The 24051-nt window shown below is 71.8% G+C and carries 22 protein-coding genes; 19 read left to right on the forward strand and 3 right to left on the reverse strand.

Annotation, left to right across the window (positions count from 1 at the left end; genetic code table 11):
* Nucleotides 1-15: 15 nt before the first annotated feature.
* Nucleotides 16-918 carry an NAD(P)-dependent oxidoreductase gene (locus MKD51_RS05360; protein WP_240238949.1) on the reverse strand — a complete coding sequence of 301 codons (903 nt, stop codon included), beginning with the start codon at nucleotides 916-918 and terminating at the stop codon, nucleotides 16-18.
* A 100-nt stretch (nucleotides 919-1018) separates the two neighbouring features.
* Between MKD51_RS05360 and MKD51_RS05365 the strand changes: the two genes are divergently transcribed.
* From MKD51_RS05365 to MKD51_RS05440, 16 genes are all read left to right on the forward strand, one after another.
* Nucleotides 1019-1816 (forward strand): IclR family transcriptional regulator, encoded by a 798-nt coding sequence (locus MKD51_RS05365; RefSeq protein ID WP_240238951.1) that lies wholly within the window; start codon nucleotides 1019-1021, stop codon nucleotides 1814-1816.
* Nucleotides 1817-1931: 115 nt separating this feature from the next.
* Nucleotides 1932-3332: an MFS transporter gene (locus MKD51_RS05370; RefSeq protein WP_240238953.1), complete on the forward strand. Its 1401-nt coding sequence runs from the start codon at nucleotides 1932-1934 to the stop codon at nucleotides 3330-3332.
* Nucleotides 3332-4093, forward strand: a complete 762-nt coding sequence (locus MKD51_RS05375; protein WP_240238954.1) for a fumarylacetoacetate hydrolase family protein — start codon at nucleotides 3332-3334, stop codon at nucleotides 4091-4093. The genes MKD51_RS05370 and MKD51_RS05375 overlap by 1 nt, the downstream gene beginning before the upstream one ends.
* Nucleotides 4094-4148: 55 nt before the next feature.
* On the forward strand, nucleotides 4149-5204 hold the full coding sequence (locus MKD51_RS05380) for a D-2-hydroxyacid dehydrogenase (RefSeq protein WP_240238955.1): 1056 nt from the start codon (nucleotides 4149-4151) through the stop codon (nucleotides 5202-5204).
* Nucleotides 5204-5995: a glucose 1-dehydrogenase gene (locus tag MKD51_RS05385; protein WP_240238957.1), complete on the forward strand. Its 792-nt coding sequence runs from the start codon at nucleotides 5204-5206 to the stop codon at nucleotides 5993-5995. Before MKD51_RS05380 ends, MKD51_RS05385 begins: the two co-directional genes overlap by 1 nt.
* A gap of 22 nt (nucleotides 5996-6017) precedes the next feature.
* The gene (locus tag MKD51_RS05390) at nucleotides 6018-7088 is read left to right on the forward strand and encodes a zinc-binding dehydrogenase (protein WP_240238959.1); all 1071 of its coding nucleotides are present in this window, start codon (nucleotides 6018-6020) and stop codon (nucleotides 7086-7088) included.
* On the forward strand, nucleotides 7085-7669 hold the full coding sequence (locus MKD51_RS05395) for a gluconokinase (RefSeq protein ID WP_240238961.1): 585 nt from the start codon (nucleotides 7085-7087) through the stop codon (nucleotides 7667-7669). The genes MKD51_RS05390 and MKD51_RS05395 overlap by 4 nt, the downstream gene beginning before the upstream one ends.
* Nucleotides 7670-7749: 80 nt before the next feature.
* Nucleotides 7750-9159: a GntP family permease gene (locus MKD51_RS05400; RefSeq protein WP_240238963.1), complete on the forward strand. Its 1410-nt coding sequence runs from the start codon at nucleotides 7750-7752 to the stop codon at nucleotides 9157-9159.
* A 234-nt stretch (nucleotides 9160-9393) separates the two neighbouring features.
* On the forward strand, nucleotides 9394-10044 hold the full coding sequence (locus MKD51_RS05405) for a 50S ribosomal protein L25/general stress protein Ctc (RefSeq protein ID WP_240238965.1): 651 nt from the start codon (nucleotides 9394-9396) through the stop codon (nucleotides 10042-10044).
* Nucleotides 10045-10065: 21 nt separating this feature from the next.
* Nucleotides 10066-10644, forward strand: coding sequence for an aminoacyl-tRNA hydrolase (pth, locus tag MKD51_RS05410; RefSeq protein WP_240238967.1), 579 nt, complete (start codon nucleotides 10066-10068; stop codon nucleotides 10642-10644).
* A gap of 49 nt (nucleotides 10645-10693) precedes the next feature.
* Entirely contained in the window at nucleotides 10694-11167 is a 474-nt protein-coding gene (locus tag MKD51_RS05415; protein ID WP_240238975.1) for a hypothetical protein, read from the forward strand.
* On the forward strand, nucleotides 11164-14712 hold the full coding sequence (mfd, locus tag MKD51_RS05420; RefSeq protein ID WP_240238977.1) for a transcription-repair coupling factor: 3549 nt from the start codon (nucleotides 11164-11166) through the stop codon (nucleotides 14710-14712). The genes MKD51_RS05415 and mfd overlap by 4 nt, the downstream gene beginning before the upstream one ends.
* Nucleotides 14709-15383 (forward strand): MazG family protein, encoded by a 675-nt coding sequence (locus tag MKD51_RS05425; RefSeq protein ID WP_240238978.1) that lies wholly within the window; start codon nucleotides 14709-14711, stop codon nucleotides 15381-15383. The genes mfd and MKD51_RS05425 overlap by 4 nt, the downstream gene beginning before the upstream one ends.
* Before the next feature lie 10 nt (nucleotides 15384-15393).
* Nucleotides 15394-16011, forward strand: coding sequence for a hypothetical protein (locus tag MKD51_RS05430; RefSeq protein ID WP_240238980.1), 618 nt, complete (start codon nucleotides 15394-15396; stop codon nucleotides 16009-16011).
* Between the two features lie 110 nt (nucleotides 16012-16121).
* A complete protein-coding gene (locus MKD51_RS05435) occupies nucleotides 16122-16880 on the forward strand; it encodes a DUF1775 domain-containing protein (RefSeq protein ID WP_240238984.1) in 759 nt (252 codons plus the stop codon).
* On the forward strand, nucleotides 16877-18307 hold the full coding sequence (locus MKD51_RS05440) for a PepSY-associated TM helix domain-containing protein (protein WP_240238986.1): 1431 nt from the start codon (nucleotides 16877-16879) through the stop codon (nucleotides 18305-18307). The genes MKD51_RS05435 and MKD51_RS05440 overlap by 4 nt, the downstream gene beginning before the upstream one ends.
* A 182-nt stretch (nucleotides 18308-18489) precedes the next feature.
* Here MKD51_RS05440 and MKD51_RS05445 read toward each other — a convergent pair whose 3' ends face one another.
* Nucleotides 18490-19437, reverse strand: coding sequence for an NAD(P)-dependent alcohol dehydrogenase (locus tag MKD51_RS05445; RefSeq protein ID WP_240238988.1), 948 nt, complete (start codon nucleotides 19435-19437; stop codon nucleotides 18490-18492).
* 95 nt (nucleotides 19438-19532) lie between these two features.
* On the opposite strand from MKD51_RS05445, the gene MKD51_RS05450 reads away from it, so the two are divergent.
* On the forward strand, nucleotides 19533-20201 hold the full coding sequence (locus tag MKD51_RS05450; RefSeq protein ID WP_240238991.1) for a TetR/AcrR family transcriptional regulator C-terminal domain-containing protein: 669 nt from the start codon (nucleotides 19533-19535) through the stop codon (nucleotides 20199-20201).
* Here MKD51_RS05450 and MKD51_RS05455 read toward each other — a convergent pair.
* Nucleotides 20111-20827: a Pr6Pr family membrane protein gene (locus MKD51_RS05455; RefSeq protein WP_240238993.1), complete on the reverse strand. Its 717-nt coding sequence runs from the start codon at nucleotides 20825-20827 to the stop codon at nucleotides 20111-20113. The genes MKD51_RS05450 and MKD51_RS05455 overlap by 91 nt on opposite strands.
* A gap of 85 nt (nucleotides 20828-20912) precedes the next feature.
* Here MKD51_RS05455 and hisS point away from each other — a divergent pair, with 85 nt between their 5' ends.
* Both hisS and eno read left to right on the forward strand, forming a co-directional pair.
* Nucleotides 20913-22184, forward strand: a complete 1272-nt coding sequence (gene hisS, locus MKD51_RS05460) for a histidine--tRNA ligase (protein WP_240239001.1) — start codon at nucleotides 20913-20915, stop codon at nucleotides 22182-22184.
* A gap of 529 nt (nucleotides 22185-22713) precedes the next feature.
* Nucleotides 22714-23994 carry a phosphopyruvate hydratase gene (gene eno / locus MKD51_RS05465; protein ID WP_240239003.1) on the forward strand — a complete coding sequence of 427 codons (1281 nt, stop codon included), beginning with the start codon at nucleotides 22714-22716 and terminating at the stop codon, nucleotides 23992-23994.
* The last annotated feature ends 57 nt before the right edge of the window (nucleotides 23995-24051 follow it).

The following is a 24051-nucleotide window of genomic DNA, read 5'->3' on the forward strand; positions in this document are numbered from 1 at the left end:
GGGCGGGCGGGCGGGTCAACGCTCGGCGATGACGCGGCGAGCGACGGTGATGTCGCGCTCGCCGTGGCCGCGCTCGACGATCTCGTCGAAGAAGGCGCGCAGCGTCGGCAGCAGCGCGGGGCTTGTGCCTGTCGCCGCGGCGATGTCGGCTGCGAAGCCGAGGTCCTTGATCATGTAGCGCGCGATGCCCGAGGGGGAGTCGTCGCCGGCGACGAGCTTGTCGCGCCGGCTCGCCAGCAGGTTGGAGCCCGCGTAGCCGCCGCCGAGCAGCGTCCAGAGCGCGTCGAGGTCGAGCCCGGATCGGTCGGCCAGCACGGTCGCCTCGCCCAGCGCCGTGATGGTCGCCGCGACGACGAGCTGGTTGCAGGCCTTCGCCACCTCGCCGGCACCGATCGGCCCGAGGTGCACGGGCGTGCCGCAGGGCGCGAGCAGCGCAGCAGCCCGCGCGGAGTCATCCGCTCGGCCGCCCAGCATGATCGAGAGCGTGCCGGCGATCGCGCCGTCGACGCCGCCGGAGACCGGGCAGTCCACCACGCGCACGCGGCCTGCGGTCTCGTCGCCCAGACGCTCCGCCAACGCGCGCACGGCGGGTGCCGAGGAGGTCGAGCCGACGAGCAGCAGCAGCTCGTCGTCGTCAGCGAGGCCAGCGAGCAGGCCGTCCGGTCCGCCCAGCGCCTCCTCCAGCTGCGGCAGGTCGGGCAGCATCGACAGCACCGCGCTCGCACCTGTCGCGAGCTCGCGGGGCGTCTGGCCCCAGGTGGCACCTGCCGTGACGAGCGCGGGCCTGGGGGAGCGACCCGTGATGACGACCGCGCGCTGCTCGGCGAGCAGCCGTCGCACCATCGGCTCGCCCATCGCGCCGAGGCCGATCACGCCGATGGTCTCTGCGCGCATTCCGTGCTGGATCTGGGTGCTCATGGCGGCAGGCTAGCGCAGGGCCAGCATGTCGAACAGTGTCCAGGCGGTTGGATGCGACGTAGGGTGGTGGCGCATCGACCTCGACCGCGAAGGAGCGGCCATGACTGACACCACCTCGACTGCGAAGGGCGACCGCGATCCGGCACCCGCGGTCTCACGCGCGCTGCGCATCCTCTCCCTCCTCGCCGAGGCGGAGGGCGTGCCGATGACGCTGAGCGACATCGCCAGAGCGCTCGGGATCGCAAAGTCGTCCACCGCCAATCTGTGCGCCGCCCTCGAGGACGGCGCGGTGATCGAGCGGGAGGCGGGCGGCTACCGGCTGGGGCGTCGCACGGCAGAGCTCGGCGGCGCCTATGCGCAGCAGTTCAACCAGGTGCGGGAGTTCTACCGCGTCGTCGCAGCCTCGCCGGAGCTGCACCGCGAGGTCGTGCAGATCGCGATGCTCGATGGCGAGGATGCCCTCTACCTCGCCCGCCACGAGGGACGCTCGCCCTACCGGCTCGGCACGCCGCTGGGCTCCCGGCTGCCGGCGGCGCTCAGCGCAACGGGCGTCGCGCTGCTGGCGCGCATGGACGACGACGCCGTGCGGTCGCTGCTGCAGGACGCCGCGCCCTTCCCGCGGCTGACCCCCGAGAGCATCACGACGGTGGACGAGCTGCTGCTGCAGCTGGCCGAGGCACGCGAGCGGGGCTACGCAGTCGACCGCGGCGGCTCGTTCGGGGGCATCGTCGGGGTCGCTGTGGCACTCGACCCCTGGGCGCCCGCCGATCCGCCGCTCGCCCTGGGCGCGGCACTGCCGGCCGAGCACGTCGACGACGCGCGCATCGTCGAGGTCGCCGCGGGGCTGCAGGCGGTCGTGCTGGCGCTCACGAACCCGCTCGGCGGTCGGAGCGGCTGAGCCGCGCCCCACGGGACACGCCGCACGCATCGTTCAGTGGGTTGTACGGTGTCCAACCGGCTGATACCTTCGCCAGAAGCAACGAAGCCAGCAGGACTGTCGAAGGAGATGGACCGTGAGCCAGACCACCCCGCAGCACCCCGCGCACACCGATGATCCGGAGTACGCGGCCAACCTCCGCCGCGCGACCCTCGCGTCGAGCGTGGGCAGCGCCCTCGAGTATTTCGACTTCGCCCTCTACGGGCTGGCGTCGGCGCTCATCTTCAACGGGCTCTTCTTCTCCTACCTGCCGCCGGAGCTCGGCGTCGTGGCGGCACTCGCCTCGTTCGGCGTGGGCTTCCTCGCTCGTCCGCTCGGCGGCCTCTTCTTCGGCACCCTCGGCGACCGCCTCGGCCGCAAGTGGGTGCTGGTCGTCACGATCCTGCTGATGGGTGGCGCGACGACGCTCATCGGCCTGCTGCCCACGTTCGAGACGATCGGCATCTGGGCGCCCATCCTGCTGACCCTGCTGCGCCTGCTGCAGGGCTTCGGCGCCGGCGCGGAGCAGGCGGGCGCGACCGTGCTGATGGCCGAGTACTCGCCCGTCAAGCGCCGCGGCTTCTTCACCTCGCTGCCGTTCATCGGCATCCAGCTCGGCACCCTGATGGCTGCACTGGTCTTCTCGCTGCTGTCCTCGCTGCCCGACGAGGTGTTCCTCGGCTGGGCATGGCGCGTGCCGTTCCTCGCCTCGTTCGTGCTCATCCTGGTCGCGCTCTTCATCCGGCTCCGGCTGCGCGAGACGCCGACCTTCGTCGAGCTCGAGAAGCACGAGCAGATCGCCGAGCGCCCGATCCGCGAGATCTTCACCAGGGGTCTGCCCGGGGTCGTCGTCGGCATCGGCCTGCGGATGGCCGAGAACGGCGGCTCCTACATGTTCCAGACGCTCGCGCTCTCGTTCGCGACGACCACCGCCGCCGTGACGGTCGACGGCTCGCTGGCCGCCTGGGGCGTGACGATCGGCTCGCTGATCGGCATGGGCACGATCCCGCTGACCGGCCACCTCTCCGACCGCTTCGGCCGCCGTGCCGTCTACCGCTTCGGCGCGCTGTTCATGCTCGTCTACGCCTTCCCGGCGTGGTGGGCGCTGCAGCTCGGCAGCGCGCCGCTGGTCATCGCGGTGGTCGCGATCGGCATCGGCGTCGGCGTCAACTCCATGCTCGGCCCGCAGTGCGCGATGCTGCCCGAGCTCTTCGGCAACCGCCACCGCTACCTCGGCGTCGCGATGGCGCGCGAGATCTCGGCGGTGCTCGCCGGCGGCCTCGCGGGCGTGCTCGGCGCCTACCTGCTCGCGGTCTCCGACGGCGACTGGCTGCTGCCGGCCATCTACATGGCGACCCTGGCCCTCATCACCACGGCCTCGACCTTCCTGGTGCCAGAGACCCGCGGTCGTGACCTGCTGCGCTACGAGGACGCCGTGCGCATCTCGGGCGACGAGACCGGCGACGCGCACACGAAGCCCGAGCCGGCGCGCGTCTGATGCGCATCGCGAGGGCCGTGGTGGGCGGCGAGCCGCAGCACGTGCGGGTCGATGCGGATGCGTTGGTGCCGATCGAGGATCCCTACGTCGCGCTCGCAGCGGGTCGGGACCCTGCCGACCTGGGCACGCCGATCGCCGCGACCGACAGGGTGCTGCTGCCGCCCGCCGTGCCCACCGTGCTCGTCGGCATCGCGCAGAACCGCGGCGCCTCCGATCATCCCTCGCCCGTGCAGGCATGGTTGAAGAGCCCGCGCACCGTCGTGGCGCACGGTGAGCCGGTGCGGGTGCGCCGGGACGCCGGGCGCCTCGTGGTGGAGGCCGAGATCGCGGTGGTCATCGGCCGCGACACCGGCGACCCCACGGCACCCGTCGTGACCGAGGCGAATGCCCACGAGTTCATGCTGGGCGTCACCGCGGTGAACGACATCTCGTATCCCGACCGCGCCGTGCTCGACCCGCGCAACTTCGAGTCGAAGGGCGGAGAGGGATCGACGCCGCTCGGCCCGTGGATCGACACCGACGCATCCATCGACGACCTGGAGCTCGCCCTCGAGCTCGACGGCGAGCGCGTGCGTGACACGAGCGCGCAGGCGATGCCCGTGCCCGTGCGCGAGGCGATCGCCTACGTCGCCCGGTGGGTGCGACTCGGCCCCGGCGACGTCATCATGGCCGGAGCACCGCTCTCGAACCACGAGGCCTCCGCGGGCCAGACTGCCGTGGTCGTCGTCGGTGCGATGCGCCTCGAGACCCCGCTGCGCTGAACACGCCACAGCGGCATCCCGCCGCTCGATAGCCTTGACCAGTCAGGAGATGCCCATGTCTGAGCCCACCCTCAAGGTCGCCGTCGCGGTGAGCCTCGACGACGCGTCCGCCGAGCGGATCGTCACGCTCGAGCCCCGCATCGAGCTGCTGCGCGATCCCGCGCTCACTCGCCCGTGGCGGTGGACGGGCGACTGGGAGGGCGACCCCGCCTGGCAGCGCAGCCCAGAGCAGCAGGAAGCCTTCGACACGATGATCGACGGGGCGGATGCGCTGTTCGGCCTTCCGGACGTCTCACCGGCCGCGCTCGCCCGCACCGTGCGTGCCAACCCGAGCCTGCGCTGGCTGCACACCACGGCCGCGGGCGGCGGCGGCCAGGTCAAGAACGCCCAGCTGACCGAGCAGGAGCTCGAGCGCGTGGTCGTCACCACCAGTGCGGGCATGCACGCCTCGACGCTCGCCGAGTGGGCCGTCTTCGGTGTGCTTGCGGGGGCCAAGGGTCTGCGTCGGCTCGAGGCCGACCAGGCCTCTCGCACCTGGGGCGACGGGCGCCGGCTGATGCGCCACGTCAGCGAGATGACCGTGCTGGTCGTCGGCCTCGGCGGCATCGGCGCCGTCGTCGCCGAGCGCTTCTCGGCGCTCGGCGCGACCGTCTGGGGCACCACCCGCAGCGGCAAGCCCGTGGAGCACGTCGACCGCCTCGTCCCCATGGACGAGCTGGTCGAGGCGGCGGCGCAGGTCGATGCGATCGTCACGACCCTGCCCGGCACCACGCACACCACCGGCCTCATCGGCGAGGCAGTGCTCGGCGCCGTGCAGCCCGACACCATCCTCGTCAACGTCGGCCGTGGCGCCGTGGTCGACGAGCCGGCGCTGCTCGACGCGCTCGACGACGGCCGCATCGGCTTCGCGGCGCTCGACGTCACCGCCGTCGAGCCGCTGCCGACCGACAGCCGCATCTGGGAGCACCCGAGCGTGCTGCTGAGCCCCCACACGGCAGCGCTCTCGGTGCAGGAGCCGCGCCGCATCGCCGAGCTCTTCGCCGCCAACGCGACCCGCCTGCTCGACGGCCAGCCGCTGCACAACGTCATGAGCACCAAGGAGTTCTACTGATGGCCGCCGACACCGCTCGCACGGGCAGCGCCCTGTTCGACCTCACCGGCAGGGTCGCGCTGGTCACGGGCTCGAGCCAGGGCATCGGCCGCGCGCTCGCGCAGGGGCTCGCCGAGGCGGGCGCCACGGTCGTGGTGCACGGCCGCGACCGCGCCAAGGCCGAGCGCGCCGCTGCCGAGATCGCCGACTCGACCGGCCGCGAGACGCACGTGGCGATCTTCGACGTGACGGATGCCTCGGCGGTCGACTCGGGGCTGGCCGACGTCGAGGCGCGGCTCGGCACGCCCGACATCCTCGTCAACAACGCCGGCATCCAGCGCCGCAACCCCATCGCCGAGTTCTCGGACGACGACTGGCACGACCTGCTCGCGACCAACCTCACCAGCGCGTTCCTGCTCTCGCGCCGCGTCGCGAAGGGCATGATCGAGCGCGGCTCCGGTCGCATCGTCTCGATCGGCTCGGTGCAGTCGCAGCTCGCCCGCCCGTCCATCGCGCCCTACAGCGCCACCAAGGGCGCGATCGTGATGCTCACGAAGGGCCTGTGCGCCGATCTGGCGCCGCACGGCATCAGCGTCAATGCGCTCGCTCCCGGCTACTTCGCCACCGAGCTCACCCAGAAGCTCGTCGACGACGCCGAGTTCTCGGCCTGGGTCGCGCAGCGCACCCCGGCGGGCCGCTGGGGCGCCGTCGAGGATCTCGTCGGCACGCTCGTCTTCCTCGCCAGCGACGCGAGCGCATTCGTCAACGGCCAGACGATCTACGTCGACGGCGGCATGACCGCGGTCGTCTGACCGGCCGCAGACAGGAGCAGAGATGACCGAGGACGTTGCCGGCAACTGGGCGCTCGTCGCCCACGCCAAGGAGGATGTGCGGGTCGAGGCGCTGCCCGAGCCCGTGCCCGCGGCCGATGAGGCGGTCGTCGCGATCGCCTACGGCGGCATCTGCGGCTCTGACCTGCACTACTGGCTGCACGGCGCCGCCGGGCAGTCGATCCTGCGTGAGCCCATGGTGCTCGGTCACGAGATCGTCGGCACGGTGCTGACGGCGGCGGTCGACGGCAGCGGGCCGACGGTCGGCTCTCGCGTCGCGGTGCACCCGGCGACGCCCGTCGACGACGGCTCCGCGCCCTTCCCCGCCGACCGCCCGAACCTCAGCCCCGCTGGCACCTACCTCGGCTCCGCGGCACGCATGCCGCACACCCACGGAGCCTTCGCCAGCCGCGTCGCCCTGCCTGCCCGCATGCTCCGCGTCATCCCCGAGGGCCTCGATCTCCGCCTCGCGGCGCTCGCCGAGCCTGCCGCTGTCGCGTGGCACGGCGTCGGACAGGCGGGCGAGATCGCGGGCCGACGCGTGCTCGTCATCGGCACCGGCCCCATCGGCGCGCTCGCGATCGCGGTCGCGAAGCACCACGGCGCGAGCGAGATCGTCGCGACCGACCTGCACGAGCACCCGCGCGCGCTCGCAGAGCGCCTGGGCGCCCGCGCGGTCGACGCCACGGATGCGGAGGGGATCGCGGCCGTGCACGCCGACGTCGTCATCGAGTCGTCGGGCACCGTGCCGGGCCTCGCCGCAGCGATCAGCGGCGCGCGCCGCGGCGGCACGGTCGTCATGCTCGGCCTGCAGCGCGCCGGCGACATCGCCGTGCCGATGGCGAGCGCCATCACGCGCGAGCTCACCCTGGTCGGCTCGTTCCGCTTCAACGACGAGATCGACGAGGTGCTGGTGGCGCTCGCGGACGGCTCGCTCGACGCCGCGGCGGTCATCAGCCACGAGCTGCCGATCGCCGAGGGGCTGCGCGCCCTCGACCTCGCGCGCGATGCATCCGTATCCTCGAAGGTGCTGCTGACGTTCCCAGCGGCGGACGGCGAAGGAGCTGGGCGATGAGCGAGACGCGATATCCGTCGATGATCATCATGGGCGTGCAGGGATCCGGCAAGTCGACGATCGGCTCGGCCCTCGCCGAGCGACTGAACATCGACTTCATCGACGGCGACGACCTGCACCCGAAGGCCAACAAGGACAAGATGGCCAGCGGCACGCCGCTCACCGATGAGGATCGCGTGCCCTGGCTCAAGATCATCGGCCAGACCATCGCCGACGGGTCGGCCAAGGGCCGGGTCACCATCGTCGCCTGCTCGGCGCTCAAGCGCTGGTACCGCGAGCTGCTGCGCTCGAGCGACGCGTCGCTCGTGTTCGTGCACCTCGTCGGCGACAAGGATCTGCTTGCCGACCGCCTTGCCCATCGCGACCACGAGTACATGCCGAGCACATTGCTCGACAGCCAGATCGACACCCTCGAGCCGCTGGCCGAGTGGGAGCGCGGCATCGCGATCTCCATCGAGCAGCCTCCCGCCGCGATCGTCGACGAGGTGACCCGCATCCTCATGGGTCGCGCCGCCGGGCGCCCTGTCGAGCCTTCCGAGAGCGCTACGATCACCGGCACGATCGACGTCCAACCGGCCTGACCTGCCGTCGCGCACCGCGACACCACCGTCGCGCACCGCGACACCCCTCCGCACCGCACACGCACACTCTGGAGACATCCATGGAAGACCTCGTCCTGAACTGGGATCTCGGCACGGGAGGTCTGCTGCTGCTCGCGGCAGCATCGATCGCGCTCCTGCTCGTGCTCATCATGGCGTTCAAGATCCACGCGTTCCTCGCGCTGATGATCACGAGCCTGCTGACCGCGGTCGCGGCCGGCATCCCCTTCGACCAGCTGATCGCCGCGATCGCCTTCGGCTTCAACCCGACGCTCGGCAACGTGATGCTGCTCGTGGCGCTCGGTGCGATGCTCGGCCGCATGATCGAGACCTCCGGCGGCGCGAGAGTGCTGACCGACAAGCTCATCTCGGTGTTCGGCGAGCAGCGCGCCGCGATGGCCGTCGGCATCGCGAGCCTGCTGATGGGCTTCCCGATCTTCTTCGACGCGGGCCTGGTCGTCATGATGCCGATCATCTATGCCGTCGCACGCCGGCTCGGCGGATCGCTGCTGACCGTCGCGTTCCCCGCGGCGCTGGCCTTCAGCTCCATGCACATCTTCGTGCCGCCGCACCCGGGCCCGGTCTCGGCATCCGCCATCCTCGGCGCCGACGTCGGCCTGGTGCTGATCCTCGGCCTCGTGGTCGCCCTCCCCGTCTGGTACCTCGTGGGCGTGCTGTTCGGCGGCTACGTCGGCCGCAAGTACGACATCGCGGTGCCCACGATCCTCGACGGCACGCCCGATGAGGATCGCGAGATGGAGTCGAACCCCTCGTTCGGCAAGATCATCGCGCTGCTCGTGCTGCCGCTCGTGCTCATCCTGCTGAACACCGGCCTCAACATGTTCGCCGCCACGACCGAGGACCCGGACGCGTTCAAGGCTCAGCCGGTCATCGCGCTGCTGCGCGTGCTCGGCGAGACCCCGATCGCCCTGCTCATCACCGTGATCGTCTCGATGTGGCTGCTCGGCTGGGGGATGGGCAAGTCCGGCTCCCTCATCGAGAAGGTCGCCGACAGCGCGCTCGGCCCGATCTGCGCCGTCGTGCTCGTCACCGGCGCCGGCGGCATGTTCGGCGGCGTGCTGCGCGTCACCGGCATCGGCGACGCGATCGCCGAGTCGCTCAACTCGATCGGCATGCCGGTGATCGTGGCGGCCTTCCTCATCGCGCTCATCGTGCGCATCGCCCAGGGCTCGGCCACCGTCGCGCTCACCACCGCGGCGTCGCTGATGGCGGGCGTCGTCGTCGACGGCGGCTTCAACCCGGTCGAGGTGGCCGCCATCGTGCTCGCGACCGCAGCGGGCTCCGTGGGCTTCAGCCACGTGAACGACTCGGGCTTCTGGCTCGTCAGCAAGTTCTTCGGCCTCGACGTCAAGACGACGCTGAAGACCTGGACGGTGGCGCAGGGCCTCATGGCGATCGTCGGCTTCGTGCTCTCGTTCGCGATCTACCTGATCGCAGGCCTGTTCGGCTGACACGCCCAGCGGTCATCGAGTAGGCGGCGCAGCCGTCGTATCGAGATGGGGACGATCTCGATACGCGGCCTGCGGCCGCTGCTCGATCGCCGTTGCGCTAGAGTAAGAGGCTGAACTTCGGCGAGGGATGCACGAGCATCCGTGATCGACGCGGTGGGAGCAGCAGACCTGGTCCTCACGCATGAGCGTTCGAGTCGACAAGACGACGGGCTGCGGCCCACAAGGAGCACTTCCATGGCTACTGAGTACGACAAGCTCGAGACCGACATCCGCGAATCCTTCGGCAAGGGCGCTGCCCGCAAGCTGCGCGCCGTCGGCAAGGTCCCCGCGGTCCTCTACGGTCACGGCACCGAGCCGCAGCACCTGACGGTCGACGCACACGCGCTCTACCTCCTCGTGCGCCGCTCGAACGCCATCATCGACCTGCAGATCGCCGGCAAGTCGCAGCTCGCCCTCGTGAAGGACGTGCAGCGCAACCCGGTGCTCCAGGGCATGCCCGCCATCGAGCACATCGACCTCGTGATCGTCAAGCGCGGCGAGAAGGTCACCGTCGACGTGCCCGTGCATCTCGAGGGCGAGTCGGCCCCCGGCACCATCTCCAACCACGAGTCGACCTCGCTGTCGATCGAGGTCGAGGCGCTCCACATCCCCAACTCCATCACGGTCTCGATCGAGGGCCTCGAGGAGGGCGCGCACATCGTCGCCAGCGCCATCGAGCTCCCCAAGGGTGCAGTGCTCCTCACCGACCCCGACACGCTCGTCGTCGGCATCGTGGTCCCCGCCGCGCCTCAGCTCGAGGACGAGGACGCCGCGGCCGCAGAGGGCGAGACGGCAGCGGCAGCCGAGGAGGCCGCCGAGGAGTCCACCGAGGGCGCCTCGGAGTAGTCCTCCATCGACGGAGCCGGCATGGCGCAGACGTGGCTCGTGGTCGGGCTCGGGAATCCCGGGCCCGACTACGCGCGCACGCGCCACAACATCGGCCAGCTGGTCGCCGCAGAGCTCGAACGGCGAGCAGGCGCGAACCCGAAGAAGCACGGCCGCGCGGATGCACTGGTGGCAGAGTCGCGCGTCGTCGGGGGTCCGAAGGTCGTGACGGCCTTCCCGCTCTCGTACATGAACCGCTCGGGCGGCCCGGTCGCGAAGCTGATGGACTGGTACGGCGTCGACGTGGAGCACGTGATCGTGCTCCACGACGAGCTCGACCTGCCGCTGGGGGAGATCCGGCTCAAGCAGGGCGGCGGGCACGGCGGCCACAACGGCATGCGCGACATCATCGCTGCGCGCGGGCCCGAGGTGCTGCGCGTGCGCCTCGGCATCGGCCGACCGCCCGGCAGGCAGGACGCCGCCGACTTCGTGCTGAAGCCCTTCGCGAAGGCAGAGCAGCCCGAGGCGGAGCTGCTGGTGCAGCTCGGCGCCGACGCCGTCGAGCGCATCATCGCCGACGGATTCCTGGCCGCGCAGCAGAGCGTCCACTCCCCGTCCTAGCTCTCGGATGAGCGCCGCTAGCATGAAGTGCCGATCGAAAGAAGGTCCCGTGCGTCGTATCGCCACCACTGCCGCCGCTGTCATCGCGGTGACGCTGGCGCTCGTCGGATGCGCCCCCGCCGACAGCGAGACCCGTGCACCCGAGGGCCCGAACGGCTACACGCTGTCTGCCTCCTTCGACGGGCACGAGCTGTGGTGGGACCGCAGCACGGAGTCGGGCATGACCGACCTCATCGTCGAGGACGCGGATGGCTTCCGCGTCGGCACCTGCCTGAGCGCCGAGCCGATCTACTGCCTCTCGGGCGAGAACGAGGCGAAGGTCGTGCTCGTGATCGGCCCCGAGGGCGCTGAGCGGGCCGTGATGCACTGGTTCGGCGAGGATGTCGAGCTCGTCAGGGGCGAGGCGTCCGGAGAGGGCGCACCACCGGTGTTCGGCGCGATCATGCCGCCCATCGCCGACGAGTCCGCCGGCTTCCAGCTCGAGGTCCTCGACGGCGCAGGTGCAGTCGTCTTCACCTCGTGAGCCTCCAGCCACTGCTCGAGCTGCTGCAGCGCAGCGCGCTCGAGCCGGTCGTCGAGGCCAGCGTCGGCGGTGCCCTCACCGGCATCGAGGCGATGCGCGCGCCGGTCGTCGCGACGCTCGCCAGCACGCACGAGCGCCCGCTGCTCGTCGTCACCGCCACCAGGCGTGAGGCCGAGGCGGTGCGCGACGACCTGCGCGCGTGGCTGCCGGAGGCGCAGATCCTCGACCTGCCGGCTTGGGAGACGCTGCCGCACGAACGGCTGAGCCCCTCGGCCGAGACCGTCGGGCAGCGCGGCGCGACGCTGCGCGCCGTCGCCGAGCGCGACCCATCCAGGCCGACCGTCATCATCGCCTCGGTGCGCGCTGCGCTGCAGCCCGTCGCCGACAACCTGCTCGACGTCGCGCCCGTCGAGCTCGTCGCCGGTGCCCGCGGTGTCGACCTGACGGCGCTCTCCAGGCAGCTCGTCGACCTCGCGTACGCGCGCGTCGACATGGTCACCAGGCGCGGCGAGTTCGCCGTGCGCGGCGGCATCGTCGACGTGTTCAGCCCGGCAGAGGACCACCCCGTCCGCATCGAGCTGTTCGGCGACGAGGTCGACCAGATGCGCTGGTTCCACGTCGCCGACCAGCGCTCCGACCCCGACCCCGTCGAGCGCATCGTGCTGCCACCCAGCCGGGAGCTGCTGCTGACGGAGGCGGTGCGCACGCGTGCGCGCCAGCTGGCGCCCGAGTTCCCCGGCATCCGGCAGATGCTGGAGAAGATCGCAGAGGGCATGCCCGTCGAGGGCATGGAGTCGCTCGCCCCCGCCCTGCTCGAGCGGCTCGTGCCCATCACGCACTACCTGCCGGGCGCCGGCGTCGTGGTGCTCGGGCCGGAGCGCATCCGCGACCGGGTCGCGAGCCTCAACGAGACGAACCAGGAGTTCCTCGAGGCCTCCTGGAGCGCAGCGACGGCAGGCGGGCTGGCGCCCGTCGACCTCTCGAGCGGCTTCCTGAGCCTCGACGAGCTGCGCGCAGCGGTCGACGCGCCCTGGTGGACCTTCTCGGTGCTCGCGGCCGACGAGACGGTCACGGCAGTCGAGGGGCAGCCGGTGCCGAGCTTCACGGGCGTCGCCGACGGCGCCGTCGCGCACCTGCGCGAGCATGCTCGCGAGGGCTGGCGCATCGTCGTCACCGCTGCCGGCCACGGCCTGGTGGATCGCGCGGCGCAGGTGCTCGGCGAGCACGAGGTGGGTGCCAGGGTCGTCGACGCCCTCCCCGTCGAGCTCGAGCCCGGTGTCGTGCACGTGACGCAGGCCTCGGTCGAGCACGGCTTCCTGCTGCCAGATGAGCGCATCGAGCTGGTGAGCGAGGCCGAGTTCTTCGGCCGCGCCGTCGGCGTCGACGCCCGCCAGCCGCACAAGCTCGCCGGCCGCCGCCGCTCGGTCGTCGACCCCCTGCAGCTCAAGGCCGGCGACTACGTCGTGCACGAGACGCACGGCGTCGGCCGCTTCGTCGAGCTGACCCAGCGCACGGTCTCCTCCGGCGGCCGCAACCCGGTGAAGACCACTCGCGAGTACCTCGTGATCGAGTACTCCGCATCCAAGCGCGGCCACCCCGGCGACCGCCTCTCCGTGCCGACCGATCAGCTCGACCAGCTCAACCGCTACGTCGGCGGCGAGGCACCGCAGCTGTCGAAGATGGGCGGCAGCGACTGGCAGCAGTCGAAGGCGAAGGCACGCAAGGCCGTGCGCGAGATCGCGGTCGAGCTCGTGCAGCTCTACTCGAAGCGCATGGCGTCGAAGGGTCGGCGCTTCGGGCCCGACAGCCCCTGGCAGCGCGAGCTCGAGGATGCCTTCCCCTACGCGGAGACGCCGGATCAGCTCACGACCATCGACGAGGTGAAGCGCGACATGGAGCGCGAGGTCCCGATGGATCGCCTGCTCTCCGGAGACGTCGGCTACGGCAAGACCGAGGTCGCCGTGCGCGCCGCCTTCAAGGCCGTGCAGGATGGCACGCAGGTCGCGGTGCTCGTGCCGACGACGCTGCTGGTGCGCCAGCACTTCGAGACCTTCGCGGCCCGCTTCGCCGGCTTCCCCGTGCAGGTGCGCGCGCTCAGCCGCTTCCAGTCCGACAAGGAGGTGCGCGAGACGATCGCGGGGATCACCGACGGCACCGTCGACGTCGTCATCGGTACCCACCGCATCCTCTCGGAGAACGTGCACTTCAAGGAGCTCGGCCTCGTGATCATCGACGAGGAGCAGCGCTTCGGCGTCGAGCACAAGGAGCGGCTCAAGTCGTTGAAGACCAACGTCGATGTGCTCTCGATGTCAGCGACGCCCATCCCACGCACGCTCGAGATGGCGGTGACCGGCATCCGCGAGATGTCGACGCTCGCGACGCCGCCGGAGGCGCGGCACCCGGTGCTCACCTTCGTCGGCGCCTACAACGAGCAGCAGGTGGCCGCCGCGATCCGTCGTGAGCTGCTGCGCGAGGGCCAGATCTTCTTCGTGCACAACCGCGTCTCGTCGATCAACCGGGTGGCGGCCCAGCTGGCGGAGCTCGTGCCGGAGGCCCGCATCGGCGTCGCGCACGGCAAGATGCACGAGACGGCGCTCGAGCGCGTCATCGTCGACTTCTGGGAGAAGCAGTACGACGTGCTCGTCTCCACCACGATCGTCGAGACCGGCCTCGACATCCCCAATGCGAACACGCTCATCGTCGACCACGCCGAGCGCTACGGCCTCAGTCAGCTGCACCAGCTGCGCGGCCGCGTCGGCCGTGGTCGCGAGCGCGCATACGCCTACTTCCTCTACGACGGCGAGAAGCCGCTGTCGGAGACGGCGCACGACCGGCTCGAGACCATCGCGGTGCACAACGAGCTCGGCGCCGGCATGCAGGTGGCGCTGAAGGACCTCGAGATCCGCGGAGCAGGCAACCTGCTGGGCGGCGAGCAGTCCGGCCACATCGCCGGCGTCGGCTTCGACCTCTACCTGCGGATGGTCGGGGAGGCCGTCGCGGTCTTCCGCGGGGAGAAGGACGAGGGGCCACGCGAGCTCCGCCTCGAGCTGCCCGTCGACGCGGTGATCCCCGAGGACTACGTCGACTCCGAGCGCCTGCGCCTGGAGGCCTACCAGAAGCTCTCGGCCGCGGCCTCGGCGCGCGACGACGGCGCGATCGACCACGTGCTCGACGAGCTGCGCGACCGCTACGGCGAGCCGCCGTCGCAGGTCGCCGCGCTCATCGCGATCGCCCGGCTGCGCCGCAAGGCGCAGGCTGCGCGGCTCTCGGAGGTCATCACCGTCGGCCCGAACCTGCGGGTCGGCCCCGCCGAGCTCGCCGACTCGGTGCAGCTGCGGCTGCGTCGCATGTACCCGGATGCCAAGCTCAACGCGACCGCCAAGACGATCGTCGTGCCGATCCCCACCGCAGGCGGCGGCAGGCTGGCCGGCACGCAGGCCGATGCGCTGCCCGACGCCGAGCTCATCGAGTGGGTCGACGCCCTGCTGACGGCGATCTTCCCGCCACCGAAGCCGGTGGCCGAGCCCGAGGAGCAGAGCGCGTGAGCGCGCTCGACGATCTCGTCGCCGTGATGGCGCGGCTGCGTGGCCCCGGCGGCTGCCCGTGGGACGCGGAGCAGACGCACGTCTCGCTCGCGCCCTATGCGATCGAGGAGGCCCACGAGCTCGCAGAGGCCATCGAGAGCGGCGATGACGCGCACCTGCGCGAGGAGCTCGGCGACGTGCTGCTGCAGGTCGTCTTCCACGCCGACATCGCGCGCGCCGATGGCCGCTTCGACCTCGACGACATCGCCGCCACCCTCACTGAGAAGCTGCGCCGCCGGCATCCGCACGTCTTCGCCGACACCGCGGTCGACGGCGTGGCCGAGGTGGTCGCGAACTGGGATGCCATCAAGCGCGCCGAGAAGCCGGAGCGCGACAGCGCGCTCGACGGCATCCCGGTGAGCCTGCCCGCGCTCGCGAGGGCCGAGAAGGTGCTGCGCCGCGCGCAGCGCGCCGGTCTCGAGCCGACGACCGAGACGTCGGCGGATGGGTCGGCGCCGGACACCGAGGAGGCCCTCGGCGCCGCGCTGCTCGGCGTGGTCCGCGGCGCGGCAGCTCGCGGGCTCGACGCCGAGCGGGCGCTCCGCGGCGCGATCCGCCAGCTCGACGGCGAGCTGCGCGCGCGGGAGACGGCGCGGGACGCCGCCCATCATCCCGCCGGGCCGCGCACCTAGGGTGATGGCTATGGCGACGGAGGCGATGCGGGCGAGCGCGCTGGCGCGCCGCCAGCGCGCGCTCGCGGCCTCGCTCGTCGTCTCGGCCGCCACCACCGTCGTCACCGGCCTCGCGCACTCGCTCGGCGGGGGAGCAGCGCCCGACCCGCTGCTGCTCGCGACCGCGTTCGTCGTCACGCTGCTCGTGCTGGCACCGGTGCTGGGCACTCGCGGCTCGTTCGCCCGTCAGGCCGTCGCCGTCACCGCCGCGCAGCTGGTGCAGCACGGCCTGTACTCGCTGCCGCAGGCCGCGGGCTCCGCAGCGCACGGCGCCCACGCGCACGGCTCCCACGCGCACGACGCTGCCGTCGCCCTCCAGCCAGTCGCCCTCCACGAGCACGCGGGCATGCCGCTCGCGCACGTCGTCGCCGGTGCCGTCACGCTCGCGCTGCTGCGGCTCGTGCCGCGCGCCGTCGAGGCCTGTCTCGATGCCATGTCGCTGCGACGCGTCGTCGCCGTGCTCGTCTGGACCGCCGCACCTGCGCGCCGCCGCGCATCCGTCACCGCCGTCCGTCCCGCATTCCGCCGCGCGCTCGATGTGCTCCGCTGCGCGCACGGCACCCGCGGCCCGCCGCTCCTGGTCGTCTGACCCCATCCGGATGCCTTCGGCATCCGAACTACTCTGGCGACCGCTCATGCGGCCAGCCCTTCACACGACTGCGCGGCCCACGCGCCGCGCACCAGCAGCAGGAGCTTGCAATGCACACGTCCACCACACCCACACGATCCACTCCCACGCGCACCCGCACTCGCGTCGTCGCCGGCATCGCAGCCGGCATCGGCGCAGCCGCACTCGTGCTCGTCGCGCCCGTCGCCGCGAACGCGCACGTGCACGTCACGCCCACCTCGACTGAGGCTGGGGCCGACTCGGAGCTCGCGTTCTCGTTCAGCCACGGCTGCGACGGCTCGCCGACGACTGCCGTCGAGGTGACGATCCCCGAGGAGGTCACCTCCGTCGCCCTGATCGCCAATCCCGGCTGGGATGTCGCCTCGGCGCTGCAGGATGGCGCCCGCACCGTGGTCTTCACCGCGGACGAGCCGATGCCCGACGGCGTGCGCGAGACGCTCGAGGTCGAGGTGACCCTGCCGGAGGGCGCGGCCGACGGCACCGTGCTCGCGTTCCCGGCGCTGCAGGTCTGCGAGACGGGCGAGACGCTGTGGGGCGACGCCGATCCCGAGGCGGAGCTGCCGGCACCGGTGATCACGATCGGCGAGACGGCGGATGCGCACGGGGAGGCCGGGCACGGCGAGGCCGCGGCCGAGGCTGGGACCGAGGGCGACCACGCCGCAGAGGGCCACGCGGAGGGTGCTGCCGCTGACGATGCGACCGCGTCGGCACCGGCGGAGGATGCCGGCATGAGCGCCGCAGTGCCGCTCTCGATCGCCGCCGTCGTGCTGGCGGCACTTGCCGCTGTGCTCGCCGTGGTGTCGCTGCGCCGGCAGGCGCACGGGCGATGACCGCGACCGGCTCCCGATCCGCAGAGGCGCCGCCAGAGCGGCCTCCGGCCGATCGGCCGGGAGGCGAGCCTGCGCCCGGTCGATCCGGGCCGTGGCTCACGCCGCTGCTGCGCCGGCTGCACTGGCTCGCCGGCGTGCTGGTCGGGCCGTTCATCCTGGTCGCCGCGCTCTCCGGCGCGGCCTATGCGCTGGCGCCTTCCGCCGAGCAGGTGCTCTACAGCGAGGCGCTCACGGCGCCGACCGAGGGCGAGCCGCTGCCGCTCGCCGAGCAGGTGCGGCTCGCGCAGCAGGAGGCGGGGGATGCCTCGCTGTCGGCGCTGCGCCCGGCACCGGAGGCCGGCGCCACGACCCGGGTGCTGTTCGCCGAAGACGGGCTGGTCGACAGCGAGAGCCGCGCGATCTTCGTCGATCCGGTGAGCGGTGCGATCCGCGGCGACATGACGGTCTACGGCACCAGCGGATCGCTGCCGCTGCGCACGGCCATCGACCACTTCCATCGCGGTCTGGGGCTCGGCGACGTCGGCCGGCTCTACTCCGAGCTCGCGGCGAGCTGGCTCGGCATCGTGGTGCTCGCGGGTGTCGGCCTCTGGATCGGCAGGTGGCGCACCGGCCGTCGCAGGCGTGACCTCGTGCGGCCGGACCTCGGCGCGACCGGGGTCCGCCGGCTGCACACGTGGCACGCCTCGCTGGGCATCTGGCTCGCGCTCGGCGCGCTCTTCCTCTCGATGACGGGCATCACCTGGTCGCAGCTCGCCGGTGCCAACGTCACCGAGCTGCGATCCGCGCTGGGCTGGTCGACGCCGACGGTGTCGACCGCGCTCGCGGGCGCCGAGGGCGACGCGGATCCGCACTCGGACCACGGGGCCGCGACCGCCGCCGCCGAGGTCGATCCGGCGCGATTCGACGAGGTGCTCGCGGTTGCCCGCACCGAGAACGTGAACGTCGGGCTCGTCGAGATCCGGCCGCCAGCCGACGCGCAGTCTGCGTGGGTTGTGCAGGAGATCCAGCGGTCGTTCCCGACGGAGGTCGACACCGTCTCGGTCGACGGTGCGACGCTCGAGGTGGTCGACCGCGTCGACTTCGCCGACTTCGGGCTGATCTCGAAGCTCGCGCGCTGGGGCATCGACCTGCACATGGGATCGATGTTCGGGCTGCCGAACCAGCTGGTGCTCGCGGCGCTGGCGCTCGGCATCGCCACGATGGTCGCGCTGGGCATGCGGATGTGGTGGCGCCGGGGCCCGTACGGCAGGCCGGGCGCTCCGCCGAAGGCAGGCGCGCTCGCCCGCGCGCCGTGGTGGGGGATCGTGGCGGTCGTGGCGGTCGGTGCCGCCGTCGGACTGCTGCTGCCGCTCGTCGGGTGGGGCCTGCTCGGCTTCGTCGTCATCGACAGAGTGCTGGTCGCGGCGCGCACCCGCAGCCGCGTGTGAGCGGCCGGGTCGCGGCTGCCGTGCCCTCGGCGCCATGAGCAGCCGCGGCAGCTGCGGCAGCTGCCGCAGCTGCCGCACAACGCAAGCCCGTCAGGCACGACTGGCACCCGCGCGGACTCCCGCCGCCTGCGGGCACTGGCTCGTCTGCGCGGGCTTGCGTTGTGCTCGGTGCCGGGTGGCGCCTACGGCCGCACGACCACGTTGCCGACCTTGTGGCCCGAGTCGACGATCTCGTAGGCGCGCGCGATCTCGTCGAGCGACATCGACTCCTGGATCACCGGGTCGAGCTCGCCGCGCTCGAGCAGTGGCATCAGCCGCTCCACGAGGGCAGCGCCGCCGGGCGCGGTGCCCGCCGTGACCGGGCCTCGCGCGCTGAGCATCTGCCGCAGGTCGGCGGCCGCCAGCACGGCGGTGCCGCCCTCGCGCACGAGCGCCCTGGCGGTCTGCGGCGTCAAGGTGCCAGCCGCATCGAGGATGACGTCGAATCGACGACCGAGCGCTGCGGGATCGCTGTTCGTGTAGTCGACGATCTCGTCGGCCCCGAGCCGCCGCACGAGCTCGGCGTTGCGGCCGCTCGTGACTCCCGTCACGGTCGCACCGGCGAGGGCCGCGAGCTGCACCGCGCTGGTGCCGACCGCGCCCGAGGCGCCGACGACGAGCACGTCCTGTCCCGCGCGCAGCCGCGCGACGTCGTGCAGGAAATGCGCTGCCGTCGTGCCGCCGAAGATCGCAGCGGCGGCCGCGTCGGGCGAGACTCCCGCGGGCTTGTGCACCAGCCGCGAGGCCTCGATCGCAAGCAGCTCGGCGTGGGCGCCCATCCGCGCACCGGCCATGCCGGCGACCTCGTCGCCGATGGCGAAGCCCGTCACATCGGCACCGAGCGCCTCCACGGTGCCGGAGGCGACCATGCCGAGCACGCGGTTGCGCGGCCCGCGCAGCCCGAGCGCGAGCCTGCCGGGCACGCCCATGCCTGCCGGGAATCGGGCGGCTCGGATGCGCGCGTCGCCTGCGGTGACCGCGGCGGAGACGACACGCACGAGCACCTGCCCGGCGCGCGGCTCCGGTGCGGGAAGGTCGCTGATCCGAGCGACGCTTGGGGGGCCATACTGCTCGACGACGACGGCACGCATGGAAACTCCTTACGGGTGTAAGACTGGGGCATCGAGAGCGTACCCTTACACTCGTAAGTCCCACAAGGGTCATGGCGAGGTCGGAGGAGGCGAGGATGCCGAAGGCGGCAGTCAAGCAGTCGCTCAGCGCAGACCGCATCGTGGTCGCCGCAGCCGCCGTCGCGGATCGTGACGGTCTGGTCGGCGTCAGCATGCGCAGCGTCGGGCGCGAGCTCGGCGTCGAGGCCATGTCGCTCTACCACCACGTCGCGGGCAAGGAGGCGCTGCTCGACCTCCTCGCCGACTGGTTGATGGCGCAGATCGAGGCCCCGACCGCCGACGGCGACTGGCGCGCCGGTCTGCACGCCAGGGCGCACTCCTCCCGCGCGGCCCTTGGCGCGCATCCGTGGGGCCTCTCGCTGCTCGAGTCGCGCCGCTCGCCAGGCCTCGCCCTGCTCAGGGGTCACGAGGCGGTGCAGGCCGCGCTGCGGGCCGGCGGCTTCTCGGTGCGGCTGGCCGCGCACGCCTTCTCGGTGCTCGACGCCTACGTCTCCGGCTTCGTGGGCGCCGAGCAGCAGCTCCCGTTCGAGCCGGGCGGTGCCGACGAGATGATCGAGGAGATGCAGCTGCCCGCCGAGCAGTTCCCGGCCCTCGCCGAGCTCGTGGCCGAGCTCGTGACCGGCAAGGACTACCGCTACGCCGACGAGTTCGAGTGGGGACTCGAGCTCGTGCTCGACGGCTTCGCCACCAAGCTCGCCGAGGAGCGCGCCGCCGACTCCCGGTAGCGCAGCCTGCCGATCCCGGCCACCAGGAGGATGCCGACCAGGAAGGCGAGCAGCACCTGTCCCGTCGGCCACGCCAGGCCAGCCCATCCGCCGTGCTCGCCCGGGTCGAGGAACGGGTACGGGTACCAGCCGTCGACGAGGGCGCCCCGCAGCCACGAGCAGACCAGGTAGGCGATCGGGTAGAGCATCCACCAGATGCCGCGCCCGAAGCGGATCCGGCCGGCTGTCGGCACCAGCAGCCAGTCGAGCCCGACCAGCCACGGGATGATCCGATGCTGCGCCGCATTCGTGAACTCGATCGACCACGACCACACCTCGTCGGGCTGAGCCAGCAGCACCGCGTAGACGAGCCCGGTCAGCACGATGTAGGCCGTCGCCGCGCCGCGCAGGTGATCGAACCACCCGGGCCTGCGCGCCTGCGGCACCAGCAGCATCCAGAGCATCACGACGATCACGAGTAGGTTCGCCTGCACCGTGAAGTACGCGAAGTGCTCGCTCGCCCGCTCGCCCGAGGCGAGCATGTTCTTGATGTTCCAGGCCTCGGCGAGCACGGCCATCAGCACGATCGCGATGCGCCAGGAGACCACGGGCACCGCGCGGTCGTGGAAGGGCCACCGTCGTCGCACGATCCTCATGGTGCCAGGCGGATGCCGGATGCGTGCGGATGCGGGGTCGGCAGATCACGCGCGTCTCGTGCGCGAGAATGGTGCCATGGCAACCCAGGTGAACCCGCCGCGCGGCATGCGCGACTTCCTGCCGGCCGAGAAGCGCGTGCGCGAGCGGGTGCTGCGCGTGATCCGGCAGGCCTACGAGCACCACGGGTTCGAGGAGATCGAGACGCCGGTGGTCGAGGACGCCGCGCGCCTGCACGCCGGCCTCGGCGGCGACAACGAGAAGCTCGCCTTCGCCGTCATGCGTCGTGGCCTCACGACCGACGACCTGCGCGCGGCCGAAGCGCCGCTCGACCTGGCAGACCTGGGCCTGCGGTTCGACCTCACGGTGCCGCTCGCGCGATTCATCGCCTCCCACCGCGCGAGCCTGCCGCCCGTGTTCCGCGCCATCCAGATCGCGCCCGTCTGGCGTGCCGAGCGCCCGCAGCGGGGCCGCTTCCGCCAGTTCATGCAGTGCGACATCGACATCGCGGGCGAGCCCGGCATCGCGGCGGAGCTCGAGGTGCTGGCGGCGACGGGGGATGCGCTCACCAGGCTCGGGATCCCCGACGCGTTCATCCGCATCAATGACCGCCGCATCCTGCTCGCCGCGCTCGAGCACGCAGGCGTGCCCGCCGACCAGCACGATGGCGCGCTCATCACGGTCGACAAGCTCGACAAGCTCGGTCGTGAGGGCGTGAGCGACGAGCTCGGCACCCGCGGTCTCGACGGCGGTCGGCTGCTCGAGACCCTCGACGCCATCAGCGATCTCGTGGCAGATCGGCCGGAGGTCGCCGATGCAGCTGCCCCAGAACCCGGCGCGACGCCGCTCGAGGGCTTCGACGTCGCCCTGCTCGAGCCCGTGCGGGAGCTGTTGGCGGCCAATGTCGGCATCCGGCTCGAGTTCGATGCCACGCTCGTGCGCGGCATGGGCTACTACACGGGCCCGATCTTCGAGATCGCGCACCCGGAGCTGCCCTTCTCGATCGGCGGCGGCGGCCGCTACGACGGCATGGTCGGCCGTTTCCTGGGTCAGGAGCTGCCGGCGGTCGGCATCTCCCTCGGCTTCGAGCGCCTCGTCGACCTCGTGAGCCTGCCGGAGGAGCAGGGCGGCGAGACCGTCGCGCTGCTGCTCGACAAGTCCGTGGAGCCCTCGGAGGCGCTCGCGATCAAGCGCGAGCTCGTGGCGGCAGGCCAGACGGTGCGCATGCAGCGCCGCACGAAGAACGTGACGGGCCTGCTGGAGCAGCTGGCCGCATCCGGAGCCACGCACTTCGCATTCGTGCGCCCCGGCGACACCGCCGCGGCGCTCGAGATCAAGCCCATCGCCTGACCCCTCCCGTCCCGATCCATGGGCACTGCCGCATTGGCGTGCTCGCTCGAACCAGCGAGTGGCGCCCTGCGGGATCGAGTGGCGCCTCGCGCCATCGAGTGGCGCCCTGCGGGATCGAGTGGCGCCCTGCGGGATCGAATGGCGCCCTGCGGGATCGAATGGCGGAGTGTGCGACCGCCCCCGATGTGATGCCGGAAGCCGCCAATGGATGCCGGAAGCCGCCAATGTATGCCGGAAGCCGCCAATGTATGCCGGAAGCCGCCAATGGATGCCGGAAGCCGCCAATGTATGCCGGAAGCCGCCAATGGATGCCGGAAGTCGCCAATGGATGCCGGAAGTCGCCAATGGATGCGGGGAGCCGCCAATGGATGCGGGGAGCCGCCAATCGATGTTGGGAGGCGCCAACGGATGACCAGAGCGGGGCGTCGGGCGAACGGCCGGTGAACGCCGGTGTGGCACGGATGCGCTGAGGGCTAGGCTCGAATCGGCCGACCACCGCGACCGCGTTCACTCAACACAAGGAGCACCCGTGGCACTCATCGACACCCTGCAGGCGCGCGAGATCCTCGACTCCCGCGGCAACCCGACCGTCGAGGTCGAGGTGCTGCTCTCCGACGGCGCCGTTGGTCGCGCCGCCGTCCCCTCTGGCGCCTCGACCGGCGCCTTCGAGGCCTACGAGCTGCGCGACGGCGACAGCGCCCGCTACCTCGGCAAGGGCGTGCAGCAGGCCGTCGACGCCGTCAACGAGGAGATCGCCGAGGCGATCGAGGGCATGGTCGCCGACGACCAGCGGCTCATCGACTCGGCCCTCATCGAGCTCGACGGCAGCGACAACAAGAAGAACCTCGGCGCCAACGCCATCCTGGGCGTCTCGCTCGCGGTCGCGAAGGCAGCCGCCGACTCATCGCAGCTGCCGCTGTTCCGCTACCTGGGCGGGCCGAACGCCTTCCTGCTGCCGGTGCCGATGATGAACGTCATCAACGGCGGCGCCCACGCCGACACGGGCGTCGACGTGCAGGAGTTCATGATCCTGCCGATCGGCGCGGAGTCGTTCCGCGAGGGGCTGCGCTGGGGCGCAGAGACCTACCACACGCTGAAGGCCATCCTGAAGGAGCAGGGCCTGGCGACGGGCCTCGGCGACGAGGGCGGTTTCGCCCCCGACCTGCCCAGCAACCGCCAGGCGCTCGACCTGCTCGTGCAGGCGATCGAGAAGGCTGGCTTCACGCCCGGCACCGACATCGCCCTCGGCATGGACGTCGCCGCGAGCGAGTTCTTCGAGAACGGCGTCTACCGCTTCGAGGGCCAGGACCGCACGAGCGCCGAGCTGACCGACTACTTCGCAGACCTCGTCGACTCCTACCCGCTCGTGACCATCGAAGATCCGCTCGATGAGGACGACTGGGACGGCTGGGCAGCGCTCACCGAGCGCCTCGACGACCGCGTGCAGCTGGTCGGCGACGACCTGTTCGTCACCAACCCCGAGCGCCTGGTCGATGGCATCGAGCGCGGCGCCGCCAACGCGCTGCTCGTCAAGGTCAACCAGATCGGCACGCTCTCCGAGACCTTCGACGCGATCCGCATCGCGACGCAGGCCGGCTACGGCTCGGTGATCTCGCACCGCTCCGGAGAGACCGAGGACACCACGATCGCCGACATCGCGGTCGCCGTGAACTGCGGCCAGATCAAGACCGGCGCCCCTGCCCGCAGCGAGCGCGTCGCGAAGTACAACCAGCTGCTGCGCATCGAGGAGGACCTCGGCGACGCGGCGGAGTACGCCGGCGCCGGCGTCTACCCGCGCTTCGAGGGCTGAGGCGCTCGCCGCATCAGCGCATGACAGGCGGTTCGACCGTCGCAGGAGGGCACTCGC

Origin of the sequence: Agrococcus sp. ARC_14, assembly GCF_022436485.1 — a bacterium.
Lineage (GTDB): Bacteria > Actinomycetota > Actinomycetes > Actinomycetales > Microbacteriaceae > Agrococcus.

Excerpts from the sequence above, each read along its gene's own strand:
- MKD51_RS05360 (WP_240238949.1), bottom strand. The coding sequence starts at position 918 with ATGAGCACCCAGATCCAGCACGGAATGCGCGCAGAGACCATCGGCGTG.
- MKD51_RS05365 (WP_240238951.1), top strand. The coding sequence starts at position 1,019 with ATGACTGACACCACCTCGACTGCGAAGGGCGACCGCGATCCGGCACCC.
- MKD51_RS05375 (WP_240238954.1), top strand. The coding sequence starts at position 3,332 with ATGCGCATCGCGAGGGCCGTGGTGGGCGGCGAGCCGCAGCACGTGCGG.
- MKD51_RS05380 (WP_240238955.1), top strand. The coding sequence starts at position 4,149 with ATGTCTGAGCCCACCCTCAAGGTCGCCGTCGCGGTGAGCCTCGACGAC.
- MKD51_RS05385 (WP_240238957.1), top strand. The coding sequence starts at position 5,204 with ATGGCCGCCGACACCGCTCGCACGGGCAGCGCCCTGTTCGACCTCACC.
- MKD51_RS05390 (WP_240238959.1), top strand. The coding sequence starts at position 6,018 with ATGACCGAGGACGTTGCCGGCAACTGGGCGCTCGTCGCCCACGCCAAG.
- MKD51_RS05395 (WP_240238961.1), top strand. The coding sequence starts at position 7,085 with ATGAGCGAGACGCGATATCCGTCGATGATCATCATGGGCGTGCAGGGA.
- MKD51_RS05400 (WP_240238963.1), top strand. The coding sequence starts at position 7,750 with ATGGAAGACCTCGTCCTGAACTGGGATCTCGGCACGGGAGGTCTGCTG.
- MKD51_RS05405 (WP_240238965.1), top strand. The coding sequence starts at position 9,394 with ATGGCTACTGAGTACGACAAGCTCGAGACCGACATCCGCGAATCCTTC.
- pth (WP_240238967.1), top strand. The coding sequence starts at position 10,066 with ATGGCGCAGACGTGGCTCGTGGTCGGGCTCGGGAATCCCGGGCCCGAC.
- MKD51_RS05430 (WP_240238980.1), top strand. The coding sequence starts at position 15,394 with ATGGCGACGGAGGCGATGCGGGCGAGCGCGCTGGCGCGCCGCCAGCGC.
- MKD51_RS05435 (WP_240238984.1), top strand. The coding sequence starts at position 16,122 with ATGCACACGTCCACCACACCCACACGATCCACTCCCACGCGCACCCGC.
- MKD51_RS05440 (WP_240238986.1), top strand. The coding sequence starts at position 16,877 with ATGACCGCGACCGGCTCCCGATCCGCAGAGGCGCCGCCAGAGCGGCCT.
- MKD51_RS05445 (WP_240238988.1), bottom strand. The coding sequence starts at position 19,437 with ATGCGTGCCGTCGTCGTCGAGCAGTATGGCCCCCCAAGCGTCGCTCGG.
- MKD51_RS05450 (WP_240238991.1), top strand. The coding sequence starts at position 19,533 with ATGCCGAAGGCGGCAGTCAAGCAGTCGCTCAGCGCAGACCGCATCGTG.
- hisS (WP_240239001.1), top strand. The coding sequence starts at position 20,913 with ATGGCAACCCAGGTGAACCCGCCGCGCGGCATGCGCGACTTCCTGCCG.